Source organism: Tenacibaculum sp. SZ-18 (assembly GCF_002813915.1).
In the GTDB taxonomy this organism is placed as follows: Bacteria; Bacteroidota; Bacteroidia; order Flavobacteriales; family Flavobacteriaceae; genus Polaribacter.
The window spans coordinates 1316615-1340705 of sequence record NZ_CP019335.1 but is presented as its reverse complement, the minus strand read 5'-3'; the positions used below and the strand labels follow the sequence as shown (position 1 = coordinate 1340705).

The 24091-nt window shown below is 31.6% G+C and carries 19 protein-coding genes; 5 read left to right on the top strand and 14 right to left on the bottom strand.

The features are described 5' to 3' along the window. Positions 1 to 6: 6 nt before the first annotated feature. Positions 7 to 2382: a zinc-dependent metalloprotease gene (locus BTO06_RS06135; RefSeq protein ID WP_100924461.1), complete on the bottom strand. Its 2376-nt coding sequence runs from the start codon at positions 2380 to 2382 to the stop codon at positions 7 to 9. A gap of 70 nt (positions 2383 to 2452) precedes the next feature. Between BTO06_RS06135 and prfB the strand changes: the two genes are divergently transcribed. From prfB to BTO06_RS06120, 3 genes are all read left to right on the top strand, one after another. Continuing rightward, the gene (prfB, locus tag BTO06_RS06130) at positions 2453 to 3547 is read left to right on the top strand and encodes a peptide chain release factor 2 (protein WP_100926720.1); all 1095 of its coding nucleotides are present in this window, start codon (positions 2453 to 2455) and stop codon (positions 3545 to 3547) included. A 16-nt stretch (positions 3548 to 3563) separates the two neighbouring features. Next, a complete protein-coding gene (gene arsC / locus BTO06_RS06125; protein WP_100924460.1) occupies positions 3564 to 3905 on the top strand; it encodes an arsenate reductase (glutaredoxin) in 342 nt (113 codons plus the stop codon). Between the two features lie 93 nt (positions 3906 to 3998). Continuing rightward, positions 3999 to 6785, top strand: a complete 2787-nt coding sequence (locus BTO06_RS06120; protein WP_100924459.1) for a M16 family metallopeptidase — start codon at positions 3999 to 4001, stop codon at positions 6783 to 6785. A gap of 51 nt (positions 6786 to 6836) precedes the next feature. Here BTO06_RS06120 and BTO06_RS06115 read toward each other — a convergent pair whose 3' ends face one another. The 3 genes from BTO06_RS06115 to BTO06_RS06105 are packed head-to-tail and all read right to left on the bottom strand — an operon-like array spanning position 6837 to position 12108. Continuing rightward, on the bottom strand, positions 6837 to 8165 hold the full coding sequence (locus tag BTO06_RS06115; protein WP_100924458.1) for a sugar MFS transporter: 1329 nt from the start codon (positions 8163 to 8165) through the stop codon (positions 6837 to 6839). A gap of 6 nt (positions 8166 to 8171) precedes the next feature. Beyond that, positions 8172 to 9182, bottom strand: a complete 1011-nt coding sequence (locus BTO06_RS06110; protein WP_100924457.1) for a N(4)-(beta-N-acetylglucosaminyl)-L-asparaginase — start codon at positions 9180 to 9182, stop codon at positions 8172 to 8174. Positions 9183 to 9186: 4 nt separating this feature from the next. Continuing rightward, positions 9187 to 12108, bottom strand: a complete 2922-nt coding sequence (locus BTO06_RS06105) for a GH92 family glycosyl hydrolase (protein WP_100924456.1) — start codon at positions 12106 to 12108, stop codon at positions 9187 to 9189. A 40-nt stretch (positions 12109 to 12148) separates the two neighbouring features. Here BTO06_RS06105 and BTO06_RS06100 point away from each other — a divergent pair, with 40 nt between their 5' ends. Beyond that, positions 12149 to 14416 (top strand): beta-N-acetylhexosaminidase, encoded by a 2268-nt coding sequence (locus BTO06_RS06100; protein ID WP_100924455.1) that lies wholly within the window; start codon positions 12149 to 12151, stop codon positions 14414 to 14416. Next, on the top strand, positions 14416 to 15120 hold the full coding sequence (locus BTO06_RS06095; RefSeq protein WP_100924454.1) for a copper homeostasis protein CutC: 705 nt from the start codon (positions 14416 to 14418) through the stop codon (positions 15118 to 15120). The genes BTO06_RS06100 and BTO06_RS06095 overlap by 1 nt, the downstream gene beginning before the upstream one ends. Positions 15121 to 15278: 158 nt before the next feature. Here the strand turns inward: BTO06_RS06095 and BTO06_RS06090 are convergent, their stop codons facing one another. The 10 genes from BTO06_RS06090 to BTO06_RS06045 all read right to left on the bottom strand — a co-directional run bounded on the left by BTO06_RS06090 (position 15279) and on the right by BTO06_RS06045 (position 24078). Next, on the bottom strand, positions 15279 to 16238 hold the full coding sequence (locus BTO06_RS06090; RefSeq protein WP_100924453.1) for a glycosyltransferase: 960 nt from the start codon (positions 16236 to 16238) through the stop codon (positions 15279 to 15281). Continuing rightward, positions 16239 to 17018, bottom strand: coding sequence for a DUF3050 domain-containing protein (locus BTO06_RS06085; RefSeq protein WP_100924452.1), 780 nt, complete (start codon positions 17016 to 17018; stop codon positions 16239 to 16241). Between the two features lie 73 nt (positions 17019 to 17091). Next, a complete protein-coding gene (locus tag BTO06_RS06080) occupies positions 17092 to 17904 on the bottom strand; it encodes an enoyl-ACP reductase FabI (RefSeq protein ID WP_100924451.1) in 813 nt (270 codons plus the stop codon). 18 nt (positions 17905 to 17922) lie between these two features. Beyond that, positions 17923 to 18438 (bottom strand): tetratricopeptide repeat protein, encoded by a 516-nt coding sequence (locus tag BTO06_RS06075; protein ID WP_100924450.1) that lies wholly within the window; start codon positions 18436 to 18438, stop codon positions 17923 to 17925. A gap of 6 nt (positions 18439 to 18444) precedes the next feature. Beyond that, positions 18445 to 20097 carry a DNA repair protein RecN gene (gene recN, locus BTO06_RS06070; RefSeq protein WP_100924449.1) on the bottom strand — a complete coding sequence of 551 codons (1653 nt, stop codon included), beginning with the start codon at positions 20095 to 20097 and terminating at the stop codon, positions 18445 to 18447. 89 nt (positions 20098 to 20186) lie between these two features. Next, a complete protein-coding gene (locus tag BTO06_RS06065; RefSeq protein WP_100924448.1) occupies positions 20187 to 21086 on the bottom strand; it encodes a type IX secretion system protein PorD in 900 nt (299 codons plus the stop codon). Beyond that, positions 21079 to 22290, bottom strand: coding sequence for a bifunctional phosphopantothenoylcysteine decarboxylase/phosphopantothenate--cysteine ligase CoaBC (gene coaBC, locus BTO06_RS06060; RefSeq protein WP_100924447.1), 1212 nt, complete (start codon positions 22288 to 22290; stop codon positions 21079 to 21081). The genes BTO06_RS06065 and coaBC overlap by 8 nt, the downstream gene beginning before the upstream one ends. A 4-nt stretch (positions 22291 to 22294) precedes the next feature. Next, the gene (locus BTO06_RS06055) at positions 22295 to 22615 is read right to left on the bottom strand and encodes a DNA-directed RNA polymerase subunit omega (RefSeq protein ID WP_100924446.1); all 321 of its coding nucleotides are present in this window, start codon (positions 22613 to 22615) and stop codon (positions 22295 to 22297) included. A 2-nt stretch (positions 22616 to 22617) separates the two neighbouring features. Continuing rightward, on the bottom strand, positions 22618 to 23448 hold the full coding sequence (locus BTO06_RS06050) for an outer membrane protein assembly factor BamD (RefSeq protein ID WP_232731525.1): 831 nt from the start codon (positions 23446 to 23448) through the stop codon (positions 22618 to 22620). A 120-nt stretch (positions 23449 to 23568) separates the two neighbouring features. Further along, the gene (locus BTO06_RS06045; RefSeq protein WP_100924444.1) at positions 23569 to 24078 is read right to left on the bottom strand and encodes a ferritin; all 510 of its coding nucleotides are present in this window, start codon (positions 24076 to 24078) and stop codon (positions 23569 to 23571) included. Positions 24079 to 24091: the final 13 nt, after the last annotated feature.

Below are 24091 nucleotides of genomic sequence, written 5' to 3'. Positions count from 1 at the left end.
TTTATTCTAATTTGAACCTATTGGAGAACCATCAGGCATTTTTAATATTTCTGATTTCTTCTTATACTTTGAAGGGTTTTCTTTGAAATCCTTCATTAATAGTAAAAATTCATTATTAACTGGATTTCTATTCTTTAATAGATACTTTTCTAACTCATTTAAACTTTCACTAACAATCGCTTTTCCCTCGAAATAAATAGAACTATTGTGCAAATAAAATAAATTTAAAATGATTTCTTTTGATACAATTGTATTCAGTGAATTATAATAAGAGTTCTTAAATTTCTTCTTGAAAGAAGCATCAATTAAAGAAGTTATAATTTCTTGTAAGCCCAATTGTTTAGAATCTAAACTATGATGCTGTAAAACTCTATTTACACGTTGCGGATGCAATAAATAACTTAATGTATAAGCTACATTAGTTTCAACAGCTCCATATGGATCAAAAGCTACACCCGTTTTACTTTTAAAACTCTCTCGACTTCTTGAATATCCATAAGCTCTTGGTGGAAAAAGCTTTAACAACTTGGGTGGTATCGCAATTTCATTTACATCTATTGTATTCAAAAGAGCTTTTAATGCATTTCTTTCTGTTTTACCATCAATTCTCTTAACAATTAAATCTTTCTGACCTTTTACCGCGTACGTATAATCTAAACCTCCTATAAGTTTTGATGTTGCATCCGTTTGATATCTATGAAAAAAATACAATGGAACAAAAACATCTTCCAAAACAGAATAAGGCTCATTACTTTTAATGTTATCAGTAGAAAATTTACTTATTGCTAATTTTCGTATTGCTAAAACATTATTTAATTCTTCTGAAGCTTCTTTTCCATTATCCCATAAATGTGCGTAGGCATGTGCACTTCCTTTCGGCCTCGCATCGGCATCTGAAATAAATCGTAATCCTTGATCAGAAGCTTCTTTCAAAATTTGCGTCAATCCTTCTTCTTCATTACTAGGAAAATCCTGATAAGCGTAGGCAACGGTAATTTTATCCCAATCTCCAATCTTTATATCATAGGCTTGAGAAAAATCTATTTTGCCATTTTTTATCGACAATTGTGGATGTGGATAATCCATTACAGAAGATCTATTGTTTGTGCTTGCAGCAAAATTATGTGCAAAACCTAGGGTATGTCCGATTTCATGAGCTGATAATTGACGAATTCTTGCTAACGCCATTTCTAAAGCAAACTTATCATTAGCTTCTCCATTCTTATATGGAGCTTGCAAAGCTTGAGCTATTAAAAAATCTTGACGAATTCTTAACGATCCTAAACTAACATGACCTTTTAAAATTTCACCTGTTCTAGGATCCGAAATATTTCCACCATAACTCCAACCTCTTGTTGATCGATGAACCCACTGAATAACATTATATCTAACATCTAGGGGATCTGCTCCTTCCGGTAACATCTTAACTTGAAAAGCGTCTTTGTAACCAATTGCTTCGAATGCTTGATTCCACCATCTTCCACCTTCTAAAAGAGCAGAACGAACAGGTTCGGGTGTTCCTCTATCCAAATAATAAATAATTGGTTCAACCGCTTCACTAACTTCTGCATTGGGATTTTTCTTTTCTAAACGATGCCTATATATAAATCTCTTTCGAATTGGTTCGTCAACTGGAGTTGCATAATCTAAATATGTCATTTGCCAAGAACCACAACGAGGATCGTATTTTCTTGGTACATATTTATTATCTGGTAATTCTACAAAAGAATGATGTTGATTTACTGTTACTAAAGAAGCATTAGGGGTTACGCTTTTAATGTTATATCCTTTTGGTTGCCCCTTGAAAGTAAGCATGATATCAAACTCTACATTTTTGGGAAACGCTTTTGTTCTATCCAAATTAAACGCGCTTTTACTTTTATCCAAACGATAATTACCTTGATTGTTCGATGCTAACCTTCCAATTACTCCATGTGCATCTCTCATTAAAAAATCTGTTGCATTTACTAAGAAATTACCATTCTTTTCTGTTTTAATTATAAAACCATGTAATACTGATTTTGCAAATGCTTCTTTAACAGACTGCTTTTCCTCTTTATTATTCGTTACAGCTCTGTAATCTTGATTTGGTTGAATTAATAACAACTTATCTCCTGCTTTTATAAACTTAACTATTACACCTCCACCAAGTTGACCTCTATCCAAACCAATATCATTTGAACCTAAACCCTCAGATAAAGCATTTACATATAGGAATTCTTTATTTATCTCTTTGATTTCAAGGAAAACCTCATCGGTCTTTTCGTTATAATAAAAAGGAATGAATCCATCATATTTTGTGACTTTTTTCTCTCCTTCGAAAAACTGAGCATACGCTGAAAAAATAAAAAAACAGCAAAAAATGTATAGCAGATTTCTCATGAATTTATTTGGTTTAGATTTAAAGGTTGATAAAAATAGTAAATCTTTTTTTTACCTTATTTTTGCCCTTATGATAACATTCGACCAATTAAAAAATATAAAAAAACGCGTAGAAAAGCTCAGAGGATATTTAGATATCGATCAAAAATTGATTGAGATTTCTAATGAGGAAGAAAAAACGGCTGATCCTAACTTTTGGAATAATCCAAAAGAGGCAGAAACTTTAATGAAATCTCTGCGCTTAAAAAAAAAGTGGGTTAATGATTATGAAGAAATTGTGACTTTAAGTGAAGACTTAAATGTACTTTATGATTTTTATAAAGAAGGCGATGTAGAAGAAACTGAAATTGCCGAACAATTCGAAAAAACAAATTCCTTTCTTGAAGATATAGAATTTAAAAACATGCTTTCCGAAGAAGGTGATAGTTTAAGCGCTGTTGTTCAAATCACCGCTGGTGCTGGTGGAACGGAAAGTTGTGACTGGACGGAAATGCTCACTAGAATGTATACAATGTGGGCTGAGAAGCAAGGATTTAAAGTAAAAACATTAAATTTTCAAGAAGGTGATGTGGCTGGAATAAAAACGGTTACCTTAGAATTTGACGGAGATTTTGCTTTTGGATGGCTAAAAGGTGAAAATGGAGTTCATCGTTTAGTTCGAATTTCTCCTTTCGATAGCAATGCAAAACGTCATACTTCATTCTCTTCCGTTTATGTCTATCCGGTTGCTGACGATTCTATTGAAATAGAAATAAATCCCGCGGATATAGAAATAACTACTGCAAGATCTAGTGGAGCGGGTGGACAAAATGTAAACAAAGTTGAAACGAAAGTTCAGCTATTACATAAACCAACTGGAATTCAAATACAATGTTCAAATTCAAGATCACAACATGATAACAGAGCAACAGCCTTACAAATGTTAAAATCTCAATTATACGAAATTGAACTTCAAAAAAGACAAGCAGCAAGAGCTGATATTGAGGCAAACAAAATGAAAAACGAATGGGGAAGTCAAATACGAAATTATGTTATGCATCCTTATAAGCTTGTAAAAGACGTTAGAACTAGTCATGAAACAGGAAACGTAGATGCAGTTATGGACGGAAACATCAACCCGTTTTTAAAATCTTACTTAATGATGATGGGACAAAAAGATAATTAACCTAAAAACTAAAGAAATGATTAAGATATACCATAATCCAAGATGTTCAAAATCGAGACAAGCATTAGCTATTCTAGAAGAAAGTGGAAAAGAATTTGAAGTAATTAAATATTTGGACTATAATTTAAGTGAAAAAGATTTAACAAACATTATAGAATCCCTAAACATCACTCCTATTCAACTAGTTAGAACAAATGAAAAAATTTGGAAGGAAAATTATAAAGGAAAAAAGTTATCTGACAAGGATATTATCAAGGCTATGATAGATAACCCAAAGTTAATTGAAAGACCAATTGTAGTAAACGGAGAACAAGCCATTGTAGGTCGCCCACCAGAGAATATCAACTCAATTATATAAATCAATTTTAAAACATTAACACTTATTAACATTGAAAGTTATTTGTTAAATAACTTTCAATGTATATTCGTAATTGTTAAATCTTTTTATACTATGAAAAAATTTCTAAAATTATTAATTATTGCTTTATTAACTTCCCAAGTTACTATTGCACAATCAACCAAAAAAATACCAAATGATCCTTCCGTTAAAACAGGAATACTTTCAAATGGTTTAACTTACTTTATCAAGCAAAACCCTAAACCAGCCGATAAAGTTGAACTTCGTTTAGCTATAAAAGCTGGTTCGGTGTTAGAAGATGAGGATCAATTGGGACTAGCTCACTTTATGGAGCATATGAACTTTAATGGGACTAAAAACTTTAAAAGAAACGAATTAGTAGATTATTTGCAGTCTATCGGTGTAAAGTTTGGAGCCCATTTGAATGCTTACACTGGTTTTGACCAAACTGTGTATATTTTACCAATACCAAGTGATGATGAAGCCAAATTAGAAAAAGGTTTCCAAATTATTGAAGATTGGGCTGGAGGAGCTTTATTAGAAGCAAAAGACATTGATGAAGAACGTGGAGTTGTATTAGAAGAATTTCGTTCTCGTAGAGATGCAAACTCTCGTATGATGGAAAATTACTTAGATAAAGTAGCCTACGGATCTAAGTATGCAAAAAGGCTTCCTATTGGAACAAAAGAAAACATTGAAAATTTTAAGTATGAAAGTATCAGACGTTTTCATAAAGACTGGTATCGTCCTGATTTAATGGCCGTAATAGCTGTTGGTGATGTTGATGTAGCCACGTTAGAAAAGAAAATTAAAGATCATTTTGGAAAAATTCCTGCGGTTAAAAACCCTAGAAAAGTTCCAAATTATACTTTAAAAAATCACAAAGAAACTTTTATTGCTATTGAAGCTGATAAAGAAGCTGCTTTTTCAAGAGTACAATTAATGTACAAAGATTACGAGGATAAGAAGCCTAACACAACTGTAAACGATTACAGAAATTCTTTAATCAACAATCTATTCGATCAAATGATCAACAATAGATTTGATGAATTAGCAAATTCTGAGAATCCTCCTTTCGTATATGGTTATAGTTACTATGGAGGTACGTACGCTAAAAACAGAAGAGCTTTTCAATCTGTAGCAAGTACAAGTGCTGACGGACAACTAGATGGTTTTAAAGCATTATTAACTGAAAACGAAAGAGTCAAAAGATTCGGTTTTCGAGCAGGAGAATTTGAGAGAGCAAAAAAGAATATTGTTTCTCGAATGGAGAAGGCTTTTAAAGATAAAGATAAAAGAGAATCTGAAAGAATTACTGGTGGTTTAGTTTCAGGATTTTTAAGTAATCGTCCTATTCCGAGTGTAGAATGGAGCTATAAAGCTACTTTAAGCTTGTTACCAACCATTAGATTAGATGAAGTTAATGGATTAATTAAAAACTTCTTACATGATGATAACAGAGTTGTTGTAATTACAGGTCCGAAAAAAGTAGTGACTCAAGCAGAAGTGACAAAAGCATTAAACGATGTTAAAACTATGGAATTAAAGCCATATGAAGACAAAGTTGTGGCTTCTTCCATGATAACAAAAATGCCGACTCCTGGTACAGTTATAAAAGTGACTAAAAATGAAAAATTAGGAACTAAAACTTTGGAGTTAAGCAACGGAGCTAAGGTTACATTTAAGAAGACAGACTTTAAAAACGATGAAGTTTTATTCACCTCATTTAGTTATGGAGGTACATCTCTATATTCAGATGAAGAATTACAGGCAACTTCATTTGCAAATGGAGGTTTAAGTGAAGCTGGAATCAATGGTTTCAATTTAAATGACATGAATAAAATGATGTCAGGAAAAATTGCCCGAGTTAACCCTTACATCAGAAGTTATAGCGAAGGATTTAATGGTTCTGCTTCTCCAAAATATTTAGAAGAGCTATTCCAAATGGTTCATTTATATTTTACAGCCTTAAACAAGGATGAAAAAGCGTATAATTCATTTGTTAATAAACAAAAGAGTTTCTTAGGAAATTTATTAGCGAATCCTAATTTCTTCTTCCAAAAAGAGATGAGTGATTTCACAAATAAAGGAAACCCACGTTACACTGGATTCCCATCTCCTGAAAAGTATGAAAAGGCCGATTATAATCTAGCTTATAAAAAATATCAAGAACGTTTTGCTGATGCTGGAGACTTCAACTTCTATTTTGTAGGAAATATTGATGAAGCTAAATTAACAAAGTTAGCTACTACATATATTGCGAGTTTACCAGGAAAAAATTCTAATGAGTCCTATAAAGTAAGTTCTTTCCGTCCTTTATCTGGAATGCATAAAAAAGTAGTTGAAAAAGGTAAAGATCCGAAAAGTATGGTACGTATCATGTATCAAGGAGAAGCTGATTACAACGCCAAAGATGCTTTAACTTTCGACTTTATTGGAGAAGTTGTTAGCATTAAGTTAATTGAAAAATTACGTGAAAAAGAAGGAGGAGTTTATTCTGCTGGTGCTAGAGGTAACATGCGTAAACTTCCTTATGGTCGATTTGGCTTAACCATTTCATTCCCTTGTGCTCCTGAAAATGTTGAAAAGCTTAAAAATATTTCAGTTGCAGAAGTAGAAAATGTAATCAAAAATGGTCCGTCTGGAGAAGATCTATCAAAAGCTAAAAAGGCAATGATTAATGACCATAAAGAAGATATTAAAACAAATAGATTCTGGTTAAATACAATTCAAAACATGGATTATTCAAAAGGTAATCCTGATAATTTATTAAGTTTTGAAGAAAGAGTGAATGCAATCACAGTTAAAGACATTCAAAAGGTAGCAAAGAAATATCTTTCTAGTGGATATATTTTAGGAATCATGAATCCTGAAAAATAAAATTCACCTTATTATTATATAAAAAGCTCGCCAATGGCGAGCTTTTCTAATTTATATATCTTGTAATTGGCTAGTTTTTGTCTTAGTTCGACCATAATAATAAATATAAATATAGCACATCATTATTAATACAAATGCTAATTTAAATCCTAACCCATCAACCAACATTCCAAATAACGGTGGTATAACCGCTCCTCCAAAAATAGCAGTACACAAAATTCCAGAAGCTTGAGGTTTAAGATCTTCTAATCCCTCTAGACTTAAAGAAAAAATGGTTGGAAACATAATTGAATTGAACAAACCAACAGCTAAAATTGCCCACATTGACATTAATCCAGTTGTTGAAACAGAAATAATAATCATTAAAATTGCTAAAGAAGCAAACAAGCCTAGTACTTTTACAGGAGATAAAATCTTGGTCAAATACGCACCAACAAAACGTCCAATCATTGCACCTCCCCAATAAAAGACAACAAATACACCTAATAAAGATTTTGGATCTGAATTTGTAAATGTTTTATTAAATAATGTAGCAATTTTATTCGCTATAGACATCATTGTTTCATTAGATGAAATTAAGGGAGCCAAATTCATTTCCATAAAATAACTCACTAAATAACTTCCAATTGAAACTTCTGCACCAACGTAAACAAATATTGCAATAGCTCCCATAACAAGTGATTTTTTACTCAGCAAAGCTTTATATCCTTTGTTAGGAATTTTCTCCATTATGGTTGGAAGCTTTACAAATATAAATGTGACTGCTAAAAGAACAACGAAAAAAGCTATACTTAAAAATGGTGACTGAACTGCGGAAGCTTCCGAAACAAAATATGCTTCTTTTTCTGCAGCTGCTAAAGATGCTATTTCCTCTTTTGTTTTAACCTTATCACTTAATATTAACATAGCTCCAATAGCGGGAGCAATAGTTGTTCCTAATGAATTAAATGCCTGAGATAAATTCAATCGACTACTTGCTCCTTCCTCAGAACCTAAGACTGCAACATAAGGATTAGCAGCTACCTGAAGTATTGTCATTCCTCCGGCTAACACAAAATAAGCTAACATAAAAATTCCGAAAATTCTGTAAGAAGCTGCTGGATAAAATAATAAGCAACCCAATGCCATTGTTACTAATCCTAATACAATTCCTTTCTTGTAACCAATTTTCGCTAAAATATTACCTGCTGGAATTGAAAGTATGAAATAAGCACCAAAAAAAGCAAACTGTACTAACCCAGCTTGAAAATAAGATAAAGTAAATACTTCCTTTAATCTTGGAATTAAAGAATCAACTAACACCGTAATAAATCCCCAAAGGAAAAATAACGATGTTAGAAAGATAAAAGCTGTTTTGTAGGATTTATTGGTTGTTGTCATAAAGTATTATTTAGTTTTTAAATAAAAATCTGATTTTATATTTTTTGTTTCTCCGTTTTTAAAAATGTTATAACTGAACCATTCGTGAATAGAATAACTACCAACTTCACCTTGTTTATTTAAAGCAATATAACACACTTGAAAATCTTTAAAATTACTATTTGGTTTACTAACAATTCTGCGAATTGCTTCTTCACAAGCTTCTTGTGGTGATTTTCCTTGTCTCATTAATTCAACAATTAGAAAACTACCGACAGTTTTTAAAACTTCTTCTCCCAAACCAGTTGCAACAGCACCGCCAACTTCATTATCTATAAATAAACCTGAACCAATGATTGGGGAATCTCCAATTCTTCCTGCCATTTTATAAGCCAATCCACTAGTTGTACAAGCTCCTGAAATATTTCCCTCCTCATCTAAAGCTAACATTCCGATGGTATCATGGTTTTCAATATTAATAATTGGTTTGTATTCAGACTTTATTTTCCATTCTTCCCAAGCTTTCTTAGAATCTTGTGTTAACAAATCTTCCTTTACGAAACCATTAGCCTGCGCAAACTTTTCAGCTCCTTCTCCTGCTAAAATTGCATGGGGTGTTTCTTCCATCACCTTCCTTGCCAAAGAAATTACGTGCTTTATTTTTTTTACTCCAACTACAGCTCCGTAATCACCTTTATGATTCATAACACAAGCATCTAAAGTAACATCTCCATCTCTATCAGGTAAACCTCCAATTCCTACAGTTTGGTTTTTAGGATTAGCTTCTTCCTTTTTACAACCTTCAACAACTGCATCTAAAGCCGTCCCTCCATTTTTCAAAACTGTTGCGGCTGCATTAATTGCATCTGGAAAATTCCACGTTCCGATGGCAATTGGCGAAACTTTAGTAGAACTGATAGCTTTCTCTAATTCTGTTTTTGAATCTGACTTTTCATTAGCACAGCCGAAAAAGCTGAGAAACGAAAGTAAACATAGATTAAATAAAAGTATACTTTTTATAATTTTTCTTCCTTTCATTCTATTATTTTATCATTATTTCGTCTATAAAAATCCATGATCGTCCATCATGAGGATACCCCATATGCCATTCTGGCAACTTTCCTAGTTTCTTTGCAACTACCTTAATATATTTTGCTTTAATCTTTTGAGAAGCAATAACACTTGATATTTCCACATCATCCGTGTTAAAAGGTTTTGGCGCTTTCCAATCTTTAATTTTTCGAAATCTTTTTCCATCTATAGAATAATGAATTTCAACATTGGTTGGTAAGAAAATCCAAGAACGCTGATCTCTTAAAAAGTTAACTTGAATATTAGAAACAGTTTTAATTTTGCCTAAATCAACTATTGCTTCTACATCTTCATTCCAGTATCCTTGCCATGTTCCTGTTCTAAAATCTTCTGTTCCTAGAATTCCATCAATTAATGCATTGTCGCCTCCGGCATTATACTGATTCGCATATTTTGTCTTTAATTCAATTTTAATATTTGGATCAATTTTATAGAAATCTGTAGTGATTACTGAGCTTTTAATATTTCCTTTTTGAGAATAAACCTGCAGTGTTGACTTTTCTTCGATGCTAAAAGGGCTCTTATATTCTTGAAATGCATTTCCGTTTAATGAATAATAGGTACTTACATCTTTTTCTACGTTAGATAATACAACTTCTGTATTTCCTTTAAAAGCAACTTCTCCTTTTTCAATAAAAGGTGCAGGAACTATTATATGTTCATCAATATTTGTTAGAGGAAGTTCTTCTTCTTTTGTTCCCCAATCAGAAGGAGAATTTGCCATTTCAAAAACTAAAGATCCTCCATTAATAATTTCTTCATGAGTGATATACGTTCTATTCAAAGATTCTCCATTTAGGAATGCTTCTTTTATATAAATGTTACCATCAATAAGATTCTTAGCTTGAATCGTAAATACTTTACCATTTTCCAAATTAATTGAAGCTTTCTCAAACAATGGTTTTCCTATGATATATTGATTTGATCCAGGAGTTACTGGATAAAACCCTAAAGAACTAAAAATATACCAAGCACTCATTTGTCCACAATCTTCATTTCCTGAAATTCCATCTGGTGAATTTGTATATTGTTCAGTTAAAATTTGTTGAATCTTTTCTTGAGTTTTATATGGTTTTCCAACAAAATTGTACAAATATGCCATGTGGTGACTTGGTTCATTTCCATGAGCATACTGACCAATCAAACCTGTAATATCAACTTGATGACGACCAGAGGTTTCTGCTTCTGCTTTAAATAGCGTATCCAAATTCTTTTCTAAGACAGACTTTCCTCCCAGTAATTTCAAATACCCAGAAATATCTTGCGGAACATAATTACTATACTGCCAAGCATTGGCTTCTGTATAATTAAAATTTACTTCGTAAGGATCAAATGGAGCAAACCAAGTATTTCTAAATCGACCTCTCATAAATTGAGATTTAGGATCAAAGATATTCTTATAGTTTTGAGCTCTTTCTATGTAAGTTTTATAATCATCAGACTTATTCATTGCTTTTGCCATTTGAGCAATAGTCCAATCATCGTATGCATATTCTAAAGTTTTAGAAACCGATTCACTTTCTTTCTCCACAGGAATATAACCAAGACTCTTATACGATTCTAATCCGAGCTTATCTCTAGTTGCAGAATGTTTCATGGCTTGTAATGCTTTTTCTTCGTCATATCCTTGAATTCCTTTTAAATAGGCATCAGCTATTACAGGTACTGCATGATAACCAATCATACAACCTGTATAATTTCCAGATAAATCCCAAATTGGCATTATTCCACCTTCATCATACTTCGCTAAAAATGTGTTGATAAAATCATTCGTTCGTTCTTGTTCAATAATTGTGTATAAAGGATGTGTAGCTCTGTATGTATCCCAAAGTGAGAAAACAGTGTAGTAATTAAAATCTGTAGTTTCATGAATTTTCAAATCCATTCCTCTATATCTTCCATCAACATCTTGATAGATATTTGGAGCAATCATTGCATGATACATGCTTGAGTAGAAATTGGTTTTATAATCTTCATTATTACTTTCTACTACAATTTTTTCTAATTGTTTTGACCAAGCTTTTTTGGCCTCATTTTTAATATCTTCAAAAGATTTATTACCTATTTCTTGCTCTAAATTATTTTTAGCTCCTTCAATATCCACCGCAGAAATTCCAATTTTAACATAAACAGGCTCGTTGTTTGGATTTTCAAAAACATACCCAGCAATTTGTTCTCTATTTTTTGGAACTTGATGATCTAGTTTACCTTCAATTGAATGCGAAAATTTAATATAATAGAATAATTTCTGATTGGTGGCCCATGCTTTTGAAAATCGATATCCAGATATTTCTTTATCAGAAATCATATTAATAACTCCATCTAATAATTCATCACGGTGAATTAAATCGAGAATTACAACTTGGTTTTCACTAGAAGGAAACTGATATTTATGCACTCCACTTCTTTCCGAAACCGTTAATTCAACATCAATATTTGTATCATCTAAATGAACTTTATAATAACCTGCCTTTGCAACTTCTTTCTCATGAGAAAACTTTGATCGATAGCCTATTTTTCCGTTTGCCCCATTATTAAAAATAATATCGTTAGTAGGCATTAATAAAACATCACCATAATCAGAAACTCCAGTTCCGCTTAAATGTGTATGAGAAAAACCATAAATATATTTATCGGAATAATGATAACCAGAACATCCATCCCATCCATCTAATCGAGTATCAGGACTTAATTGCATCATTCCAAATGGCATTGTTGCTCCAGGATATGTATGTCCGTGGCCACCCGTTCCAATAAACGGATTCACATAAGAAATTAAAGGTTTGGTAATTTTTGCAGGAGTAATTATTTCTTTTTTACAACTATACAGTAATAATCCTATTAAGAAAAGGAATATTGTTTTAAGTTTCATTTGGTTTAGATTCTTATTTTTAAATTTCTAATATACTAAAATGAAAATTCTAAACTACATCTTACCAGTTCTATTTCTATTAACATTCTTTCAATGCAAAAAAGAGCAGAGAAGAACTCTTGACCCAGCAGTGATACCAATACCAGCATATCAAGAAATTAAAAATGGTTTTTTTATCCTTTCAAATGAAACTTTTATTTCAGGTGATGACAACTTATTAAAAGTAATTAATTATTTCAAATCATATTTAGAAACTAATCTTCACATAAAACCAAATACTAGTTCTGAAAATAACTCTATCAATTTTATAATAGATAAAGCAATAAAGAACAACGAAGAATATCATTTATCAATAACAGAAAAAGACATTCAAATAAAGTCTAAAACTGCTAAAGGAGCTTTTTATGGAGTACAAACGTTACTTCAGTTGCTTCCTTCAAAAAGCAATTCTAAAGAAATTGCTATACAAAGTATAAAAATTAAAGATAAACCAGAATTTGCTTATCGAGGAATGCATTTAGACGTTGCTAGACATATGTTTCCTGTAGCTTTCATTAAAAAATATATAGATGTAATCGCCTCATTAAAATATAACACTTTTCATTGGCACTTAACGGAAGATCAAGGTTGGAGAATTGAAATAAAAAAATATCCGAAATTACAGGAAATTGCTGCTTTCAGGGGTGAAACTTTAATAGGACATTACAATGATCAACCACAAGAATACGATGGAAAAAGATATGGTGGTTATTATACTCAAGAAGAAATAAAGGAAATTGTACAATATGCATCTGAACGCTATGTAGAAATTATTCCCGAAATAGAAATGCCAGGACATTCGCAAGCTGCAATTACCGCTTATCCAGAATTGGGATGCACTGGAGAAAAAGTTGAAGTTGCTACTAAATGGGGCGTTTTTGATGAAGTTTATTGTCCTTCAGAGACAACTTTTAAGTTTCTTGAGGATGTAATTGATGAAGTTGTTGAACTATTTCCTGGAAAATACATTCATATTGGTGGTGATGAAACTCCGAAAACAAAGTGGAAAAACTCAGCTTTCTGTCAACAATTAATCAAACAAAAAAATCTAAAAAATGAACATGGTTTACAAAGCTATTTTATTAAGAGAATGGAAAAATATATTAACTCTAAAGGAAAACAAATCATCGGTTGGGATGAAATTTTAGAAGGTGGATTAGCTCCTAATGCAACAGTAATGTCTTGGCGTGGAACTGAAGGCGCAGTTCAAGCTGCAAAAGAACATCATAATGTCATATTAACACCATTATCTCATTGTTATTTTGATTATTATCAATCAGAAAACGAAAATGAACCACTAGCTATTGGTGGTTTTTTACCACTTGAGAAAGTCTACAGTTTTAATCCTATACCCGAAGAATTAACCGAAGAAGAATCTAAATATGTTTTAGGTGCTCAAGGAAATGTTTGGACTGAGTATATAAAAACTCCCGAAAAAGTTGAATATATGGCTTTCCCTAGAGCGATTGCACTCGCAGAAGTCCTATGGTCTAAACCTGAACATAAAAATTTTATTGATTTTAAAAATAGATTAATTCAATTTCAAGAAAGATTAAGATTGAATAGTGTCAATTTCGCTAATCATTTATATGAAATAACAGGAAACTTCGCAAGAAATGATGATAATAAGCTCATGTATTCTCTTTCATCTGCAACAAAAGACGCTGAAATTAGATATACTTTAAATGATAAAAATCCAACTGGAAAATCAACTATTTATACCAAGCCTATAAATATTAGTAAAACAACAAAAATAAAGGCTGCAAGCTTTCATGGAGGAAATCAAATAAGTCATATTCATCAAAACAAAATTAACTTACACAAAGCTGTTGGTAAAACCATTGCACTAAGCGTAGAACCCAACGAATCCTATAATGCTGGAGGAAAACAAGCCTTAATTAATGGAATTTCAGGAAGTAATAAACGCTATGGAGATAAAGAATGGCTTGGTTTTTTTGGGAATGATGTAACTATTACTATAGATTTAGATAGTGTAACAACAATCAACTCAATTAAAACAAGATTTTATAACGGAAATGGTCAATGGATTTATGCGCCTAAACAGCTGACTATAAAATTTGATAATACGGAAAAACAAACATTCAATATTACTAATGAAGGATTGTTAGTAAATTTCCATGCCAACTTTGAGAATGCGAAAACCAAAACGATTAAAATTGAGATTCCTAATTTTGGTGTTATTCCTAAAGGAAAACAAGGTGGTGGTTACCGAGCTTGGACCTTTATTGATGAAATACTTATTGAATAATGAAATTAGAAATTTGTGCAAATTCATATCAATCGGCATTAAATGCAGAACAAGCTGGAGCTCATCGAATAGAATTGTGTTCTGAATTAAATTCCGGTGGAATTACACCTTCTTATGGATTGATTAAAAAAGTGATTTCAGAACTATCGATAGAAACATTTGTTCTAATTCGACCAAGAAGTGGAAATTTTGTGTATTCCAAAGCTGAATTCGATATTATGAAACAAGATATAATTAAGTGTAAATCGTTAGGTGTAAACGGTATTGTTTCAGGGGTTTTAAAAGATAATAACACAATTGATGAAAAAAGAAGTAAAGAATTGATTTCATTAGCTTATCCGCTTCCTTTTACTTTTCACAGAGCTTTTGATTTGATTACAAATCCAATTGAAGGAATACAGCAGTTAATTAATTTAAACGTAAATCGAGTATTAACTTCGGGTCAAAAAAACAAAGCCTTAGAAGGATTAACGTTATTAAAAGATTTACAAAAAGAATATAGTAATCAGATTATTATTCTCCCAGGATCTGGTATAAACTCAAAAAACGTTGGTAAATTGAAAAAATCTGGTTTTATCGAAGTTCACGCATCAGCTTCAATTAATGTAGAAGAAAGCTCGGCTTCAAACTTTGATAACATACCTCAAACGGTTTCTGACTCAGAAGAAATAAGGAAAATTTTAAACGTTATAACTTCTTCATAAAATTCTTATAAATCAAAAATGTAATTACTGCAAAGATATTTTATCGTCATTGCGAATGAAGTATGACGAAATGAAGCAATCTGCAAATCAAAAGTAAGATTACATCGTCGCTATTTTCTCGTGATGACATGTGGTTTTGATTTGTTATAATTTAAACATTATTCAGAACTCTTAAATAAAAAGGACTTCAAAAATCCTAATCCATATCCATAAAATTGAGTGAGCGTCGTTATAATACTTAAATGAGCCACTTTAATACTTTTATTTTGTAATAAAGAATCTGAGAACAACACAACAAAATATACTATGTAGAACAGTAAAAATTGCCAATAACCGAATAAAGCTAATATTAAAGACACATCTATTCCCAAAATAAAAACACTGGGAAACCAATAAGTAATTTTCTTTGTATTTGGGAATCTTCTATTTAATTCAGGACGAGCAGTTCCAAAACTAAAGGTTTGTTTGAAAAATTGTTTGACACTTGTTCTTCGTTTGTGATAAACATAAGCATCAGAAATTAGTTGCGTTTCGTAACCTTCTCCCCATAATCGGAAAGATAGATCAATATCCTCTCCTACTTTATAAGGATTAAACCCTTTTGTTTTGTTGAAAGCTTCTTTGGAAATTCCCATATTGAAACTTCTAGGTTGGAATTTACCAACACTTTTGTTCTTTCCTCTAATTCCTCCTGTAGTAAAAAAAGAAGTCATAGAATAATTAATTGCCTTTTGTAAAGGAGTAAAGCTTTCATGAGCTTTATCCGGCCCACCAAAAGCATCCGTAAAGTTTTGTATCAAAGCCTTCTTTACACTTCTCAAATAAGTATCTGGTAAAATAACATCAGAATCTAAAATAATGAAGTAGTTTCCTGTTGCTCTTTCCATTCCAAAATTACGCGACATCCCAGCTCCTGAATTCTCCTTGTAATAATATTTGATATTTAAATCTGAAGTGTACTTATCAACTATTTCTTTAGCAGAATAATAGGAACCATCTTCCACAATTATAATTTCATAGGCATCTTCAAAATTTTGTTGAGTCAAACTAAATAGCAGCTCATCAATCTCCTTAGGACGATTATAAACGGGTACAATTATGGAAAATGTTAAATTCATTTATACCAATGTAGACTCATTTATTTCCTGAGTAATTCCATTCCAAAGGTGAATTCTCATTTTAAGTGCTTTTTTAGCATAAAATAACACATCTTCCCACTTCTGTTGATCTTCTCCACATAATTCTTCCATCATTTCCAATGATAATGGACCATGATCATCTCCATCTAGTTCAATATGCCTTTTTAAATAATAAGTTAACTTACTGTAATGAACATTACTCTCTTCTTCTGTATTCTTTACAATTTCCAAGAACATATCAGGAATTAAATCTTCACGACCGAAGGTAAAAACTGATGCTATTAAATGAGCTTCATGTGTTTTAATTACTTCAAAAGTAAAAGAAATAAAATCTTTAACAGCCTCATTTATATCACTTTTTTGAAGAGCTTCTTCTATAAATGTTCCATCATAAACTTCAGAAATAAAATTAGCTATTGGTGAAGTACTTGCACCAATCTGCTTCATTGCATCAACATACATTTCGAAGTGACTTCTTGGCTCTCCTAATTCATTTACATCAGTTTCCTCTGCTAAAACAATTTCATTTATAAATCGAGCAGTTTTTGTATTTACTTTAGGAAACCATGGTAAACTAACACATGTCAGTTCTCTTTGCAATGCTTTCAAAAGAGACATGAAATCCCAAACTGCAAAAACGTGAGACTCCATAAATATTTTTACGTCATCTAAATTTTGAAGTGATGCATATAACTTATGTTCTCTTAACTCTATTCTTAAATCTTCTAACTCCTCTTCTATGTAAGAAATACTACTCATAAAATACAAACAATAAAAAATGCAAATCTAAAGATTTGCATTCTTGTATTTCATTTCTTTCGATAATAAATATTTATTCTTCAATAAACCGTTCCATTACTGCATCACTAACTCCCATGTTTGAGAACCCTCCATCATGAAATAAATTTTGCAATGTTACTTTTTTAGTCAAGTCAGAAAATAGTGAAATAGTGTAATCTGCACATTCCAAGGCTGTAGCGTTTCCTAATGGAGACATTTTTTCTGCGTAACTAATAAATCCGTCAAATCCTTTAACTCCTTGACCAGCTGTCGTTGGTGTTGGTGACTGAGAAATTGTATTTACACGAACTTTGTGATCTCTTCCGAAGAAATAACCAAAACTTCGAGCAATAGATTCTAAATATGCTTTGTTATCAGCCATATCATTATAATCTGGGAAAACTCTTTGCGCTGCCATATAAGTTAAAGCTACAATACTTCCCCAATCATTCATTGCTTGTTTGTTGTATAAAACATTCATTGTTTTGTGAAACGATACAGCCGAAACATCCCAACCTTTTGTTGTGAAATCGTATTTAGGATCTGTATAATGTTTACCCTTACGAACATTTACAGACATTCCTATTGAGTGTAAAACAAAGTCTAATTTACCTCCTAAAATTTCCATAGATTTTTCAACTAAATTAGTTAAATCTTCCATAGATGTAGCATCAGCAGGAATCACTTGCGATCCAGTTTTCTCAGCTAATTCATTTAATTGCCCCATTCTAAGAGCTATTGGTGCATTAGTTAATACAAACTCTGCTCCTTCTTCATGAGCTCTTTCTGCAACTTTCCAAGCGATTGAATTTTGATCTAAGGCTCCGAAAATAATTCCTTTCTTACCTTTTAATAAGTTATACATGTTTTAGTGTTTATTTTCCTATTGGTTAATTAATCTCAAGCGCTGTATTAGGCTCATTTTTCTTTTTACCCTATTAACAGACGCATATATCGAGTCTAAAGTTTTGTTGTTTAGTGTTTCTTGAATCGCCAATTTATAATATTTATGAGCACTCTTTAAATCTTTCTTTAATTCAAAAGCTTGTCCCATTTTGTTATAAATTGTTGATTTATCTACAACAGAACTATTTATGACCTTGTTGCCAAATGTAATCATTTCATCATTAAGATTCATATCAATTAATAAATATGCATAATTACTATAAGCCGCATGATAATCTGGCGCGAACTTAATGGCTAATTCTAAATGTTTTTTTGCTTTTGGATAATTATTAAACTTCAAATTATATAACCATCCTAAATGATTGTGAGCTCTTCCATAATCAGGAAACTCTTCCAATAAATCATATAATCTTTCTTTAGCCTCAACTATTTGGTTTTCCTCAATCATTTGATCTGCTTCAAAAAATAAATCCTCCGCTCTGTTATCACTCATAACCTGTTAATTTAATAGTTCTTTCGCATGTGTTAATGCACTTTCTGAAAAATCCTTTCCACTCAACATTTCAGCAATTTCAATTATTCTCTCATCTGTTGAAAGTAATTTTAAATTAGATGCGGTTTTACCGTTTTTATCTTCTTTAAATACTTTGTAATGAGATTTTCCTTTTGAGGCTATTTGAGGTAAATGCGTAATCGCTATTACCTGCATATATTGACTCATTTGTTGCATTATGTTAGCTATTTTATTAGAAACTTCACCGGAAACTCCAGTGTCTATTTCATCAAAAATAATGGTTGGCAGTTTTATATTTTCTGATAGAATTTTCTTGATAGAAAGCATAATTCTGGATAATTCACCTCCAGAGGCAACTTTTTTCAGCTCTCCAAAATTCCCTCCTTTATTTGCTGAAAATAAAAATGCCAATTCGTCCTTACCGTTGTTAAAATATTGTTCTGAAGGATTTACTGCAATAGAAAAGCGAGCATTTGGCATTCCTAATTCTGACAATAAAAACTCTAATTCTTTCTTTAATTTAGGAACTGCCTTATTTCTCTGATTTGAGATTAATAATGCAACTTCATCTAATTTTTTAGCAACATCATCTACTTCTTGTTGCTTTTTATTAATAATGTCAGAAGCATTTTCTACACCGCTTACTTTGTCCGCTAATTCTTGATGAATTGTTGATAATTCTTTCAACGAAGAAATCTGGTGCTTTTTTTGTAAAGAATAAATTAATTGCAATCGTTCGTTAACAATCTCTAATTCATTCGGATTGAAATCAACCGTTTCGTTAGAGCGTTCGAGCTCAACAACAACATCATCTAATTCTATTTTAATGCTTGCAACACGATTATACAATTCTTGATAATCTTTCGAAAATGCACTTACCTTGTGTAAAGTATTTTCAAGAGAATACAATAAATTTTGAGCTCCAACTTCTTCATTAGTCGTTATTTGCAATGCTTCCGATAAACTAGTTTTTATATCCTCCACATTATTTAAAACATCTAGCTTTCCTTCTAAAACTTCTTGTTCATTCTCTTTAAAATTAGCCTCCTCTAACTCTTTGAATAAATGTAAATTGTATTCGTATTGCTGTTTCTCATTCTCCTGATTTTCTTTTAATAAACGTAGTTCCTTTAAAAGTTTATTGTATTTCTTCAATCCTCTTTTATATGAGGCCACTCTTTTATCATTTTTTGCTAAAGCATCAATAACAGAAAACTGAAACAACGCATCCGAAATTTGTAATGTTTGATGTTGCGAATGAATATCTACTAATTTCGATTTTAACTCACTTAATGAACTTAAATTTACAGGAGTATCATTTACGAATGCCCTTGATTTACCAGAAGGTAAAATTTCTCTTCTAATGATTGTTTTATCTTCATAATCCAAATCATTTGCTTCAAAAAAATCTTGAAGTACGTATGCCGTTAAATCAAATTCGGCTTCAATTATACATTTTGAATCGTTATTCTTTAAAGAGCCTAGATCTGCTCTATTACCCAGAACTAATCCTAAAGCTCCTAAAAGAATTGACTTTCCCGAGCCTGTTTCTCCAGTAATTATAGACAATCCATCAGAAAAATCGATAGATAATTCATCTATTAAGGCGTAATTTTGTATTGATAAATGATGTAACAAAAGCTATCTTTTATAGCCCGTAAAAATAAGGAATTTTGTAAAAATAAAAAGTATACAATTTGATTTACGTAAAAACTTTAAACTAGTAACTATAGCTTAATTTCTTTCCACTTACTGTTTTGCGTAGGTGCAATGCGTTCTAAGGTTTCTTTTAATTTTAATTCGCTACCAGAAGATTTTCCGTTCGAAAAAATATTAACAACTTCATCGGATTTGGCATCTAGGAAAATACGAATCATATAATTACCTACTGTAATATTAAAAAGCTTCTCTAATTCTATCAAACTATCAGCAATGACTTTCTTTGCTTGAGCTTCTTTCTCTGTAAAAGTATCCATTCCTTTACGATGGTAATTGTAATAAATGGTTCTTAAAACACTAAACTTAGAAGATAACAAGTTGTCTATCAACGTAAATCTATTTTGTTCACCAACATCATTCTGCCATGCCGCATCACCACTTTGTTGAGCTTGAAGCATTACATTTTGAGCTTGTTTCAAATAGTTATCACCACCTTTTAAAGCAAAAGTATCAGCATCCACTCCTAAGATTGTATATACATAAAATACAATTACTGAAACTAAATTAGAATCAAAACTGTTTGGATTAAAAATTAATGGTTCAAACTCGTTGTACTGAAAACTAAAATTTGTGTCATTAATATTTAATAACGTAGTTTCATAAGAAGCATTATAAACTGGTCTTGCCGATTGTACTTGAATACTTCCTGTGAAATTATTCCCATTTTGTTCATTTATAATAATCGTAAAAGCACAATTTATTCTCTCTTGTGGAAGTACTTTCTTATTGGTCCATCTAGTTTGATTGATGAATTCTGTTATTGATTGTTCCAAAGTAGTATAAACCTGTTTGTTTGTGCTTTGAACTCTATCTGCATTAACAACTACAACAGCATTCAACTCTTCCTGAGCAATACTAATTTGCATGGATCCAAGTAAAACAAAAATAAAAAAGGCTAATTTACGCATTGATTCTTTTAATTATTTCATTAATAATATCCACAGCTACATCGCTTTTTGATTTCAAAGTATACACTGTTTCATTAAAATCCGAATCAATAATAGTGATTTTATTTGTATCTCCTGCAAAACCAGCTCCTTTATCTCTTAAAGAATTAAGAACAATAATGTCTAGATTTTTACTTTCAATTTTCTTTTTAGCGTTAGAAACTTCATCATTTGTTTCTAGAGCAAAACCGACTAGAAATTGATTCTTTTTTACCTTCCCTAAAGATTTTAAAATATCTTTAGTTGGCTCTAATTCTATAACTAACGAAGCATCTTTCTTTTTTATTTTCTGATCTGCAATATTTTTTGGTCTATAATCAGAAACGGCTGCTGATAGTATTGCAATATCAACATCATTATAATATTCATAACAGGCATCATACATTTGTTCCGCAGAAGTTACATCAATTCTGTGAATTAAAGAATGATTTACACTTTGATGAGATGGTCCTGAAATCAAAAATACTTCTGCTCCCAAATTTGCAGCAACCTTTGCTATTTCAAATCCCATTTTACCAGAAGAATGATTACCGATAAAACGGACAGGATCAATTGCTTCAAAAGTAGGACCAGCTGTTAATAATAGTTTCTTCCCTTTCAATGGTAATTTTGAAAGCATATCTCTTTCAATAAAACTAATAATATCCTCAGGTTCCTCCATTCTTCCCTCACCGACTAATCCACTAGCTAATTCCCCAGAGGTTGCAGGAATCATGATATTACCAAAACTTTGTAAACTTTCTAAACTGTTTTTCGTTGACTGATGTTTATACATGTCCAAATCCATAGCAGGAGCAAAATAAACAGGACATTTCGATGACAAATAGGTTGCTAACAATAAGTTATCACAAACACCATTTGTCATTTTAGATAACGTATTCGCTGTAGCTGGGGCAATTAACATGAAATCTGCCCAAAGACCTAATTCAACATGATTATTCCAAAGTTCATTTTCATCCTCTTGATCATAAAAAGCAGAAAGAACAGGATTTTTTGAGAGTGTAGAAAGTGTTAGAGGTGTTATAAAATCTTTAGACGCAGGAGTCATAATTACTTTGACTTCTGCGCCTGATTTTATAAATAAACGTACTAAACTAGCCGTTTTATAAGCCGCAATACCAGCTGTAATACCTAGTAGTACTTTTTTTCCTTGAAGTACAGACATTTAATTACTTATTGTCTGGAGACCTATGATAAACTCTTTCGTTTAACCATTCCTCAACAGCGATTGCCGTTGGCTTTGGTAAACGCTCATAAAATTTAGAAACTTCAATTTGTTCTTTATTTTCGAAAACTTCTTCTAAACTATCGTTATAGGTAGCAAATTCATCAAGCTTATCAACTAGTTCTTTTTTTAAATCAGAATTGATTTGAGTTGCTCTCTTTGCTATAATAGAAATCGCTTCGTAAATGTTATTAGTCGATGCTTCTATGGCTTCTCTATCATAAGTTACCGTTGTAGCAGCTGCTTTCGTTTCTTTATAATTCATATTTAACTTTTACTATTAACTATTAATTGCTTTAATTTATCTTGCTCTGTATTAAGAGTAGAAACCATTCCTTCAGTTTCCTTTCCGTACTTCGTTTCTGGAAAATTACGTTTTAATTTTTCGTATGCTTTTAAAGCATTTTTAATACGTTCTTCTTTTCTTCTTACTTTACTTTTCACAGCTAAATCGTGTGCTGCCTTGAATCGTAAATACAAAGCTTCCTCTTTGTAACGAGTACCTAAATAATCCGTCAATAAATTATCGAAAGCTGTTATTGCCGCTCTATAATTTCTTGGATCTGTTTGTGCAGTTCTGTAATAACCTTTTGCTATCTCAAAGGCTTTGGTTTCTAATTTATACTGCAACTCGTTATAGTATTTATTCGCTTCACTTAAACGAGGAGAATCAGGATACGCATCAATGAAAGATTGAAAAGATTCAATGGCTTTGTTTGTATCTGTGGGATCCTTACTGTAAACTGGTGCAGCCTTATAATAACTTAGTGCAGATAAAAAGTCAGCTTCCTCTTTTTTACTACTTTTTGGATAGTTTTGAGAAAAACGATTAAAATAGTATCCTGCTATACTGTAATTCTTTTCATTAAAGTTTGAATTAGCTACCATATACTGTATCCTTTCCATTTGAGGTTTATTACGGTATGCTGGAGTAACTTTTTCAAATAAGCGTAATGCTTTACTATACTTCTTCGCTTCGTACATTTTCACAGCCATCTTATACTGCTCTTCGATTGTACCTTTGTTCAATACTTTTTGGTACTCTCCACAAGAAGCAAGTACAAGTAAAGTTAAAACGAAATATATATTTCTATTCATTTTTTGCATTTTGCAAAATTAGTAATTAATTATGTATTATTAAAATGAATTCGTTCGTGCGAGTTCGTGTACAAGAACGCATAATTAAAGCTAAAATGTTATAAAACTTTTGTTAAATGTTTATTGCGGAGCATTTTCTTGACCTACCAGTTGCTTGACATCATTATCAAACAAGTATAATCCTCCTTTATCATCTCCAATTAAATTAATCTTATCCAAAATTGTTCGAGCTAAAGCTTCTTCTTCAATTTGCTCAGCAACATACCACTGTAAAAAGTTATGTGTCGCGTAATCTCTTTCTTGCAATGTAACATGTACTAAATCATTAATTGACTTGGAAACCATTACTTCGTGATCAAATAAATTTTGAAACATGTCTTTAAAAGAACCAAACTTAGGTGATGGAGCTTCTAAAGCAGGAACCATAGCATGCCCACCTCTTTCATTTATAAACTTTACTAACTTCAACATGTGCATACGTTCTTCATCTGAGTGCGCATACATAAACTGTGACACTCCCTCAAAACCCTGAACTTCAGCCCATGACGCCATTGCCAAATATACTTGTGATGATTGTGCTTCTATTTGTACTTGTTTGTTTAAAGCAGACTCTATTTTTTCTGATAACATAATTCTAAATTTA

Coding starts and splice junctions, on each gene's coding strand:
- BTO06_RS06135 (WP_100924461.1), bottom strand. CDS start 2,382: ATGAGAAATCTGCTATACATTTTTTGCTGTTTTTTTATTTTTTCAGCG.
- prfB (WP_100926720.1), top strand. CDS start 2,453: ATGATAACATTCGACCAATTAAAAAATATAAAAAAACGCGTAGAAAAG.
- arsC (WP_100924460.1), top strand. CDS start 3,564: ATGATTAAGATATACCATAATCCAAGATGTTCAAAATCGAGACAAGCA.
- BTO06_RS06120 (WP_100924459.1), top strand. CDS start 3,999: ATGAAAAAATTTCTAAAATTATTAATTATTGCTTTATTAACTTCCCAA.
- BTO06_RS06115 (WP_100924458.1), bottom strand. CDS start 8,165: ATGACAACAACCAATAAATCCTACAAAACAGCTTTTATCTTTCTAACA.
- BTO06_RS06110 (WP_100924457.1), bottom strand. CDS start 9,182: ATGAAAGGAAGAAAAATTATAAAAAGTATACTTTTATTTAATCTATGT.
- BTO06_RS06105 (WP_100924456.1), bottom strand. CDS start 12,108: ATGAAACTTAAAACAATATTCCTTTTCTTAATAGGATTATTACTGTAT.
- BTO06_RS06100 (WP_100924455.1), top strand. CDS start 12,149: ATGAAAATTCTAAACTACATCTTACCAGTTCTATTTCTATTAACATTC.
- BTO06_RS06095 (WP_100924454.1), top strand. CDS start 14,416: ATGAAATTAGAAATTTGTGCAAATTCATATCAATCGGCATTAAATGCA.
- BTO06_RS06090 (WP_100924453.1), bottom strand. CDS start 16,238: ATGAATTTAACATTTTCCATAATTGTACCCGTTTATAATCGTCCTAAG.
- BTO06_RS06085 (WP_100924452.1), bottom strand. CDS start 17,018: ATGAGTAGTATTTCTTACATAGAAGAGGAGTTAGAAGATTTAAGAATA.
- BTO06_RS06080 (WP_100924451.1), bottom strand. CDS start 17,904: ATGTATAACTTATTAAAAGGTAAGAAAGGAATTATTTTCGGAGCCTTA.
- BTO06_RS06075 (WP_100924450.1), bottom strand. CDS start 18,438: ATGAGTGATAACAGAGCGGAGGATTTATTTTTTGAAGCAGATCAAATG.
- BTO06_RS06065 (WP_100924448.1), bottom strand. CDS start 21,086: ATGCGTAAATTAGCCTTTTTTATTTTTGTTTTACTTGGATCCATGCAA.
- coaBC (WP_100924447.1), bottom strand. CDS start 22,290: ATGTCTGTACTTCAAGGAAAAAAAGTACTACTAGGTATTACAGCTGGT.
- BTO06_RS06055 (WP_100924446.1), bottom strand. CDS start 22,615: ATGAATTATAAAGAAACGAAAGCAGCTGCTACAACGGTAACTTATGAT.
- BTO06_RS06050 (WP_232731525.1), bottom strand. CDS start 23,448: ATGAATAGAAATATATATTTCGTTTTAACTTTACTTGTACTTGCTTCT.
- BTO06_RS06045 (WP_100924444.1), bottom strand. CDS start 24,078: ATGTTATCAGAAAAAATAGAGTCTGCTTTAAACAAACAAGTACAAATA.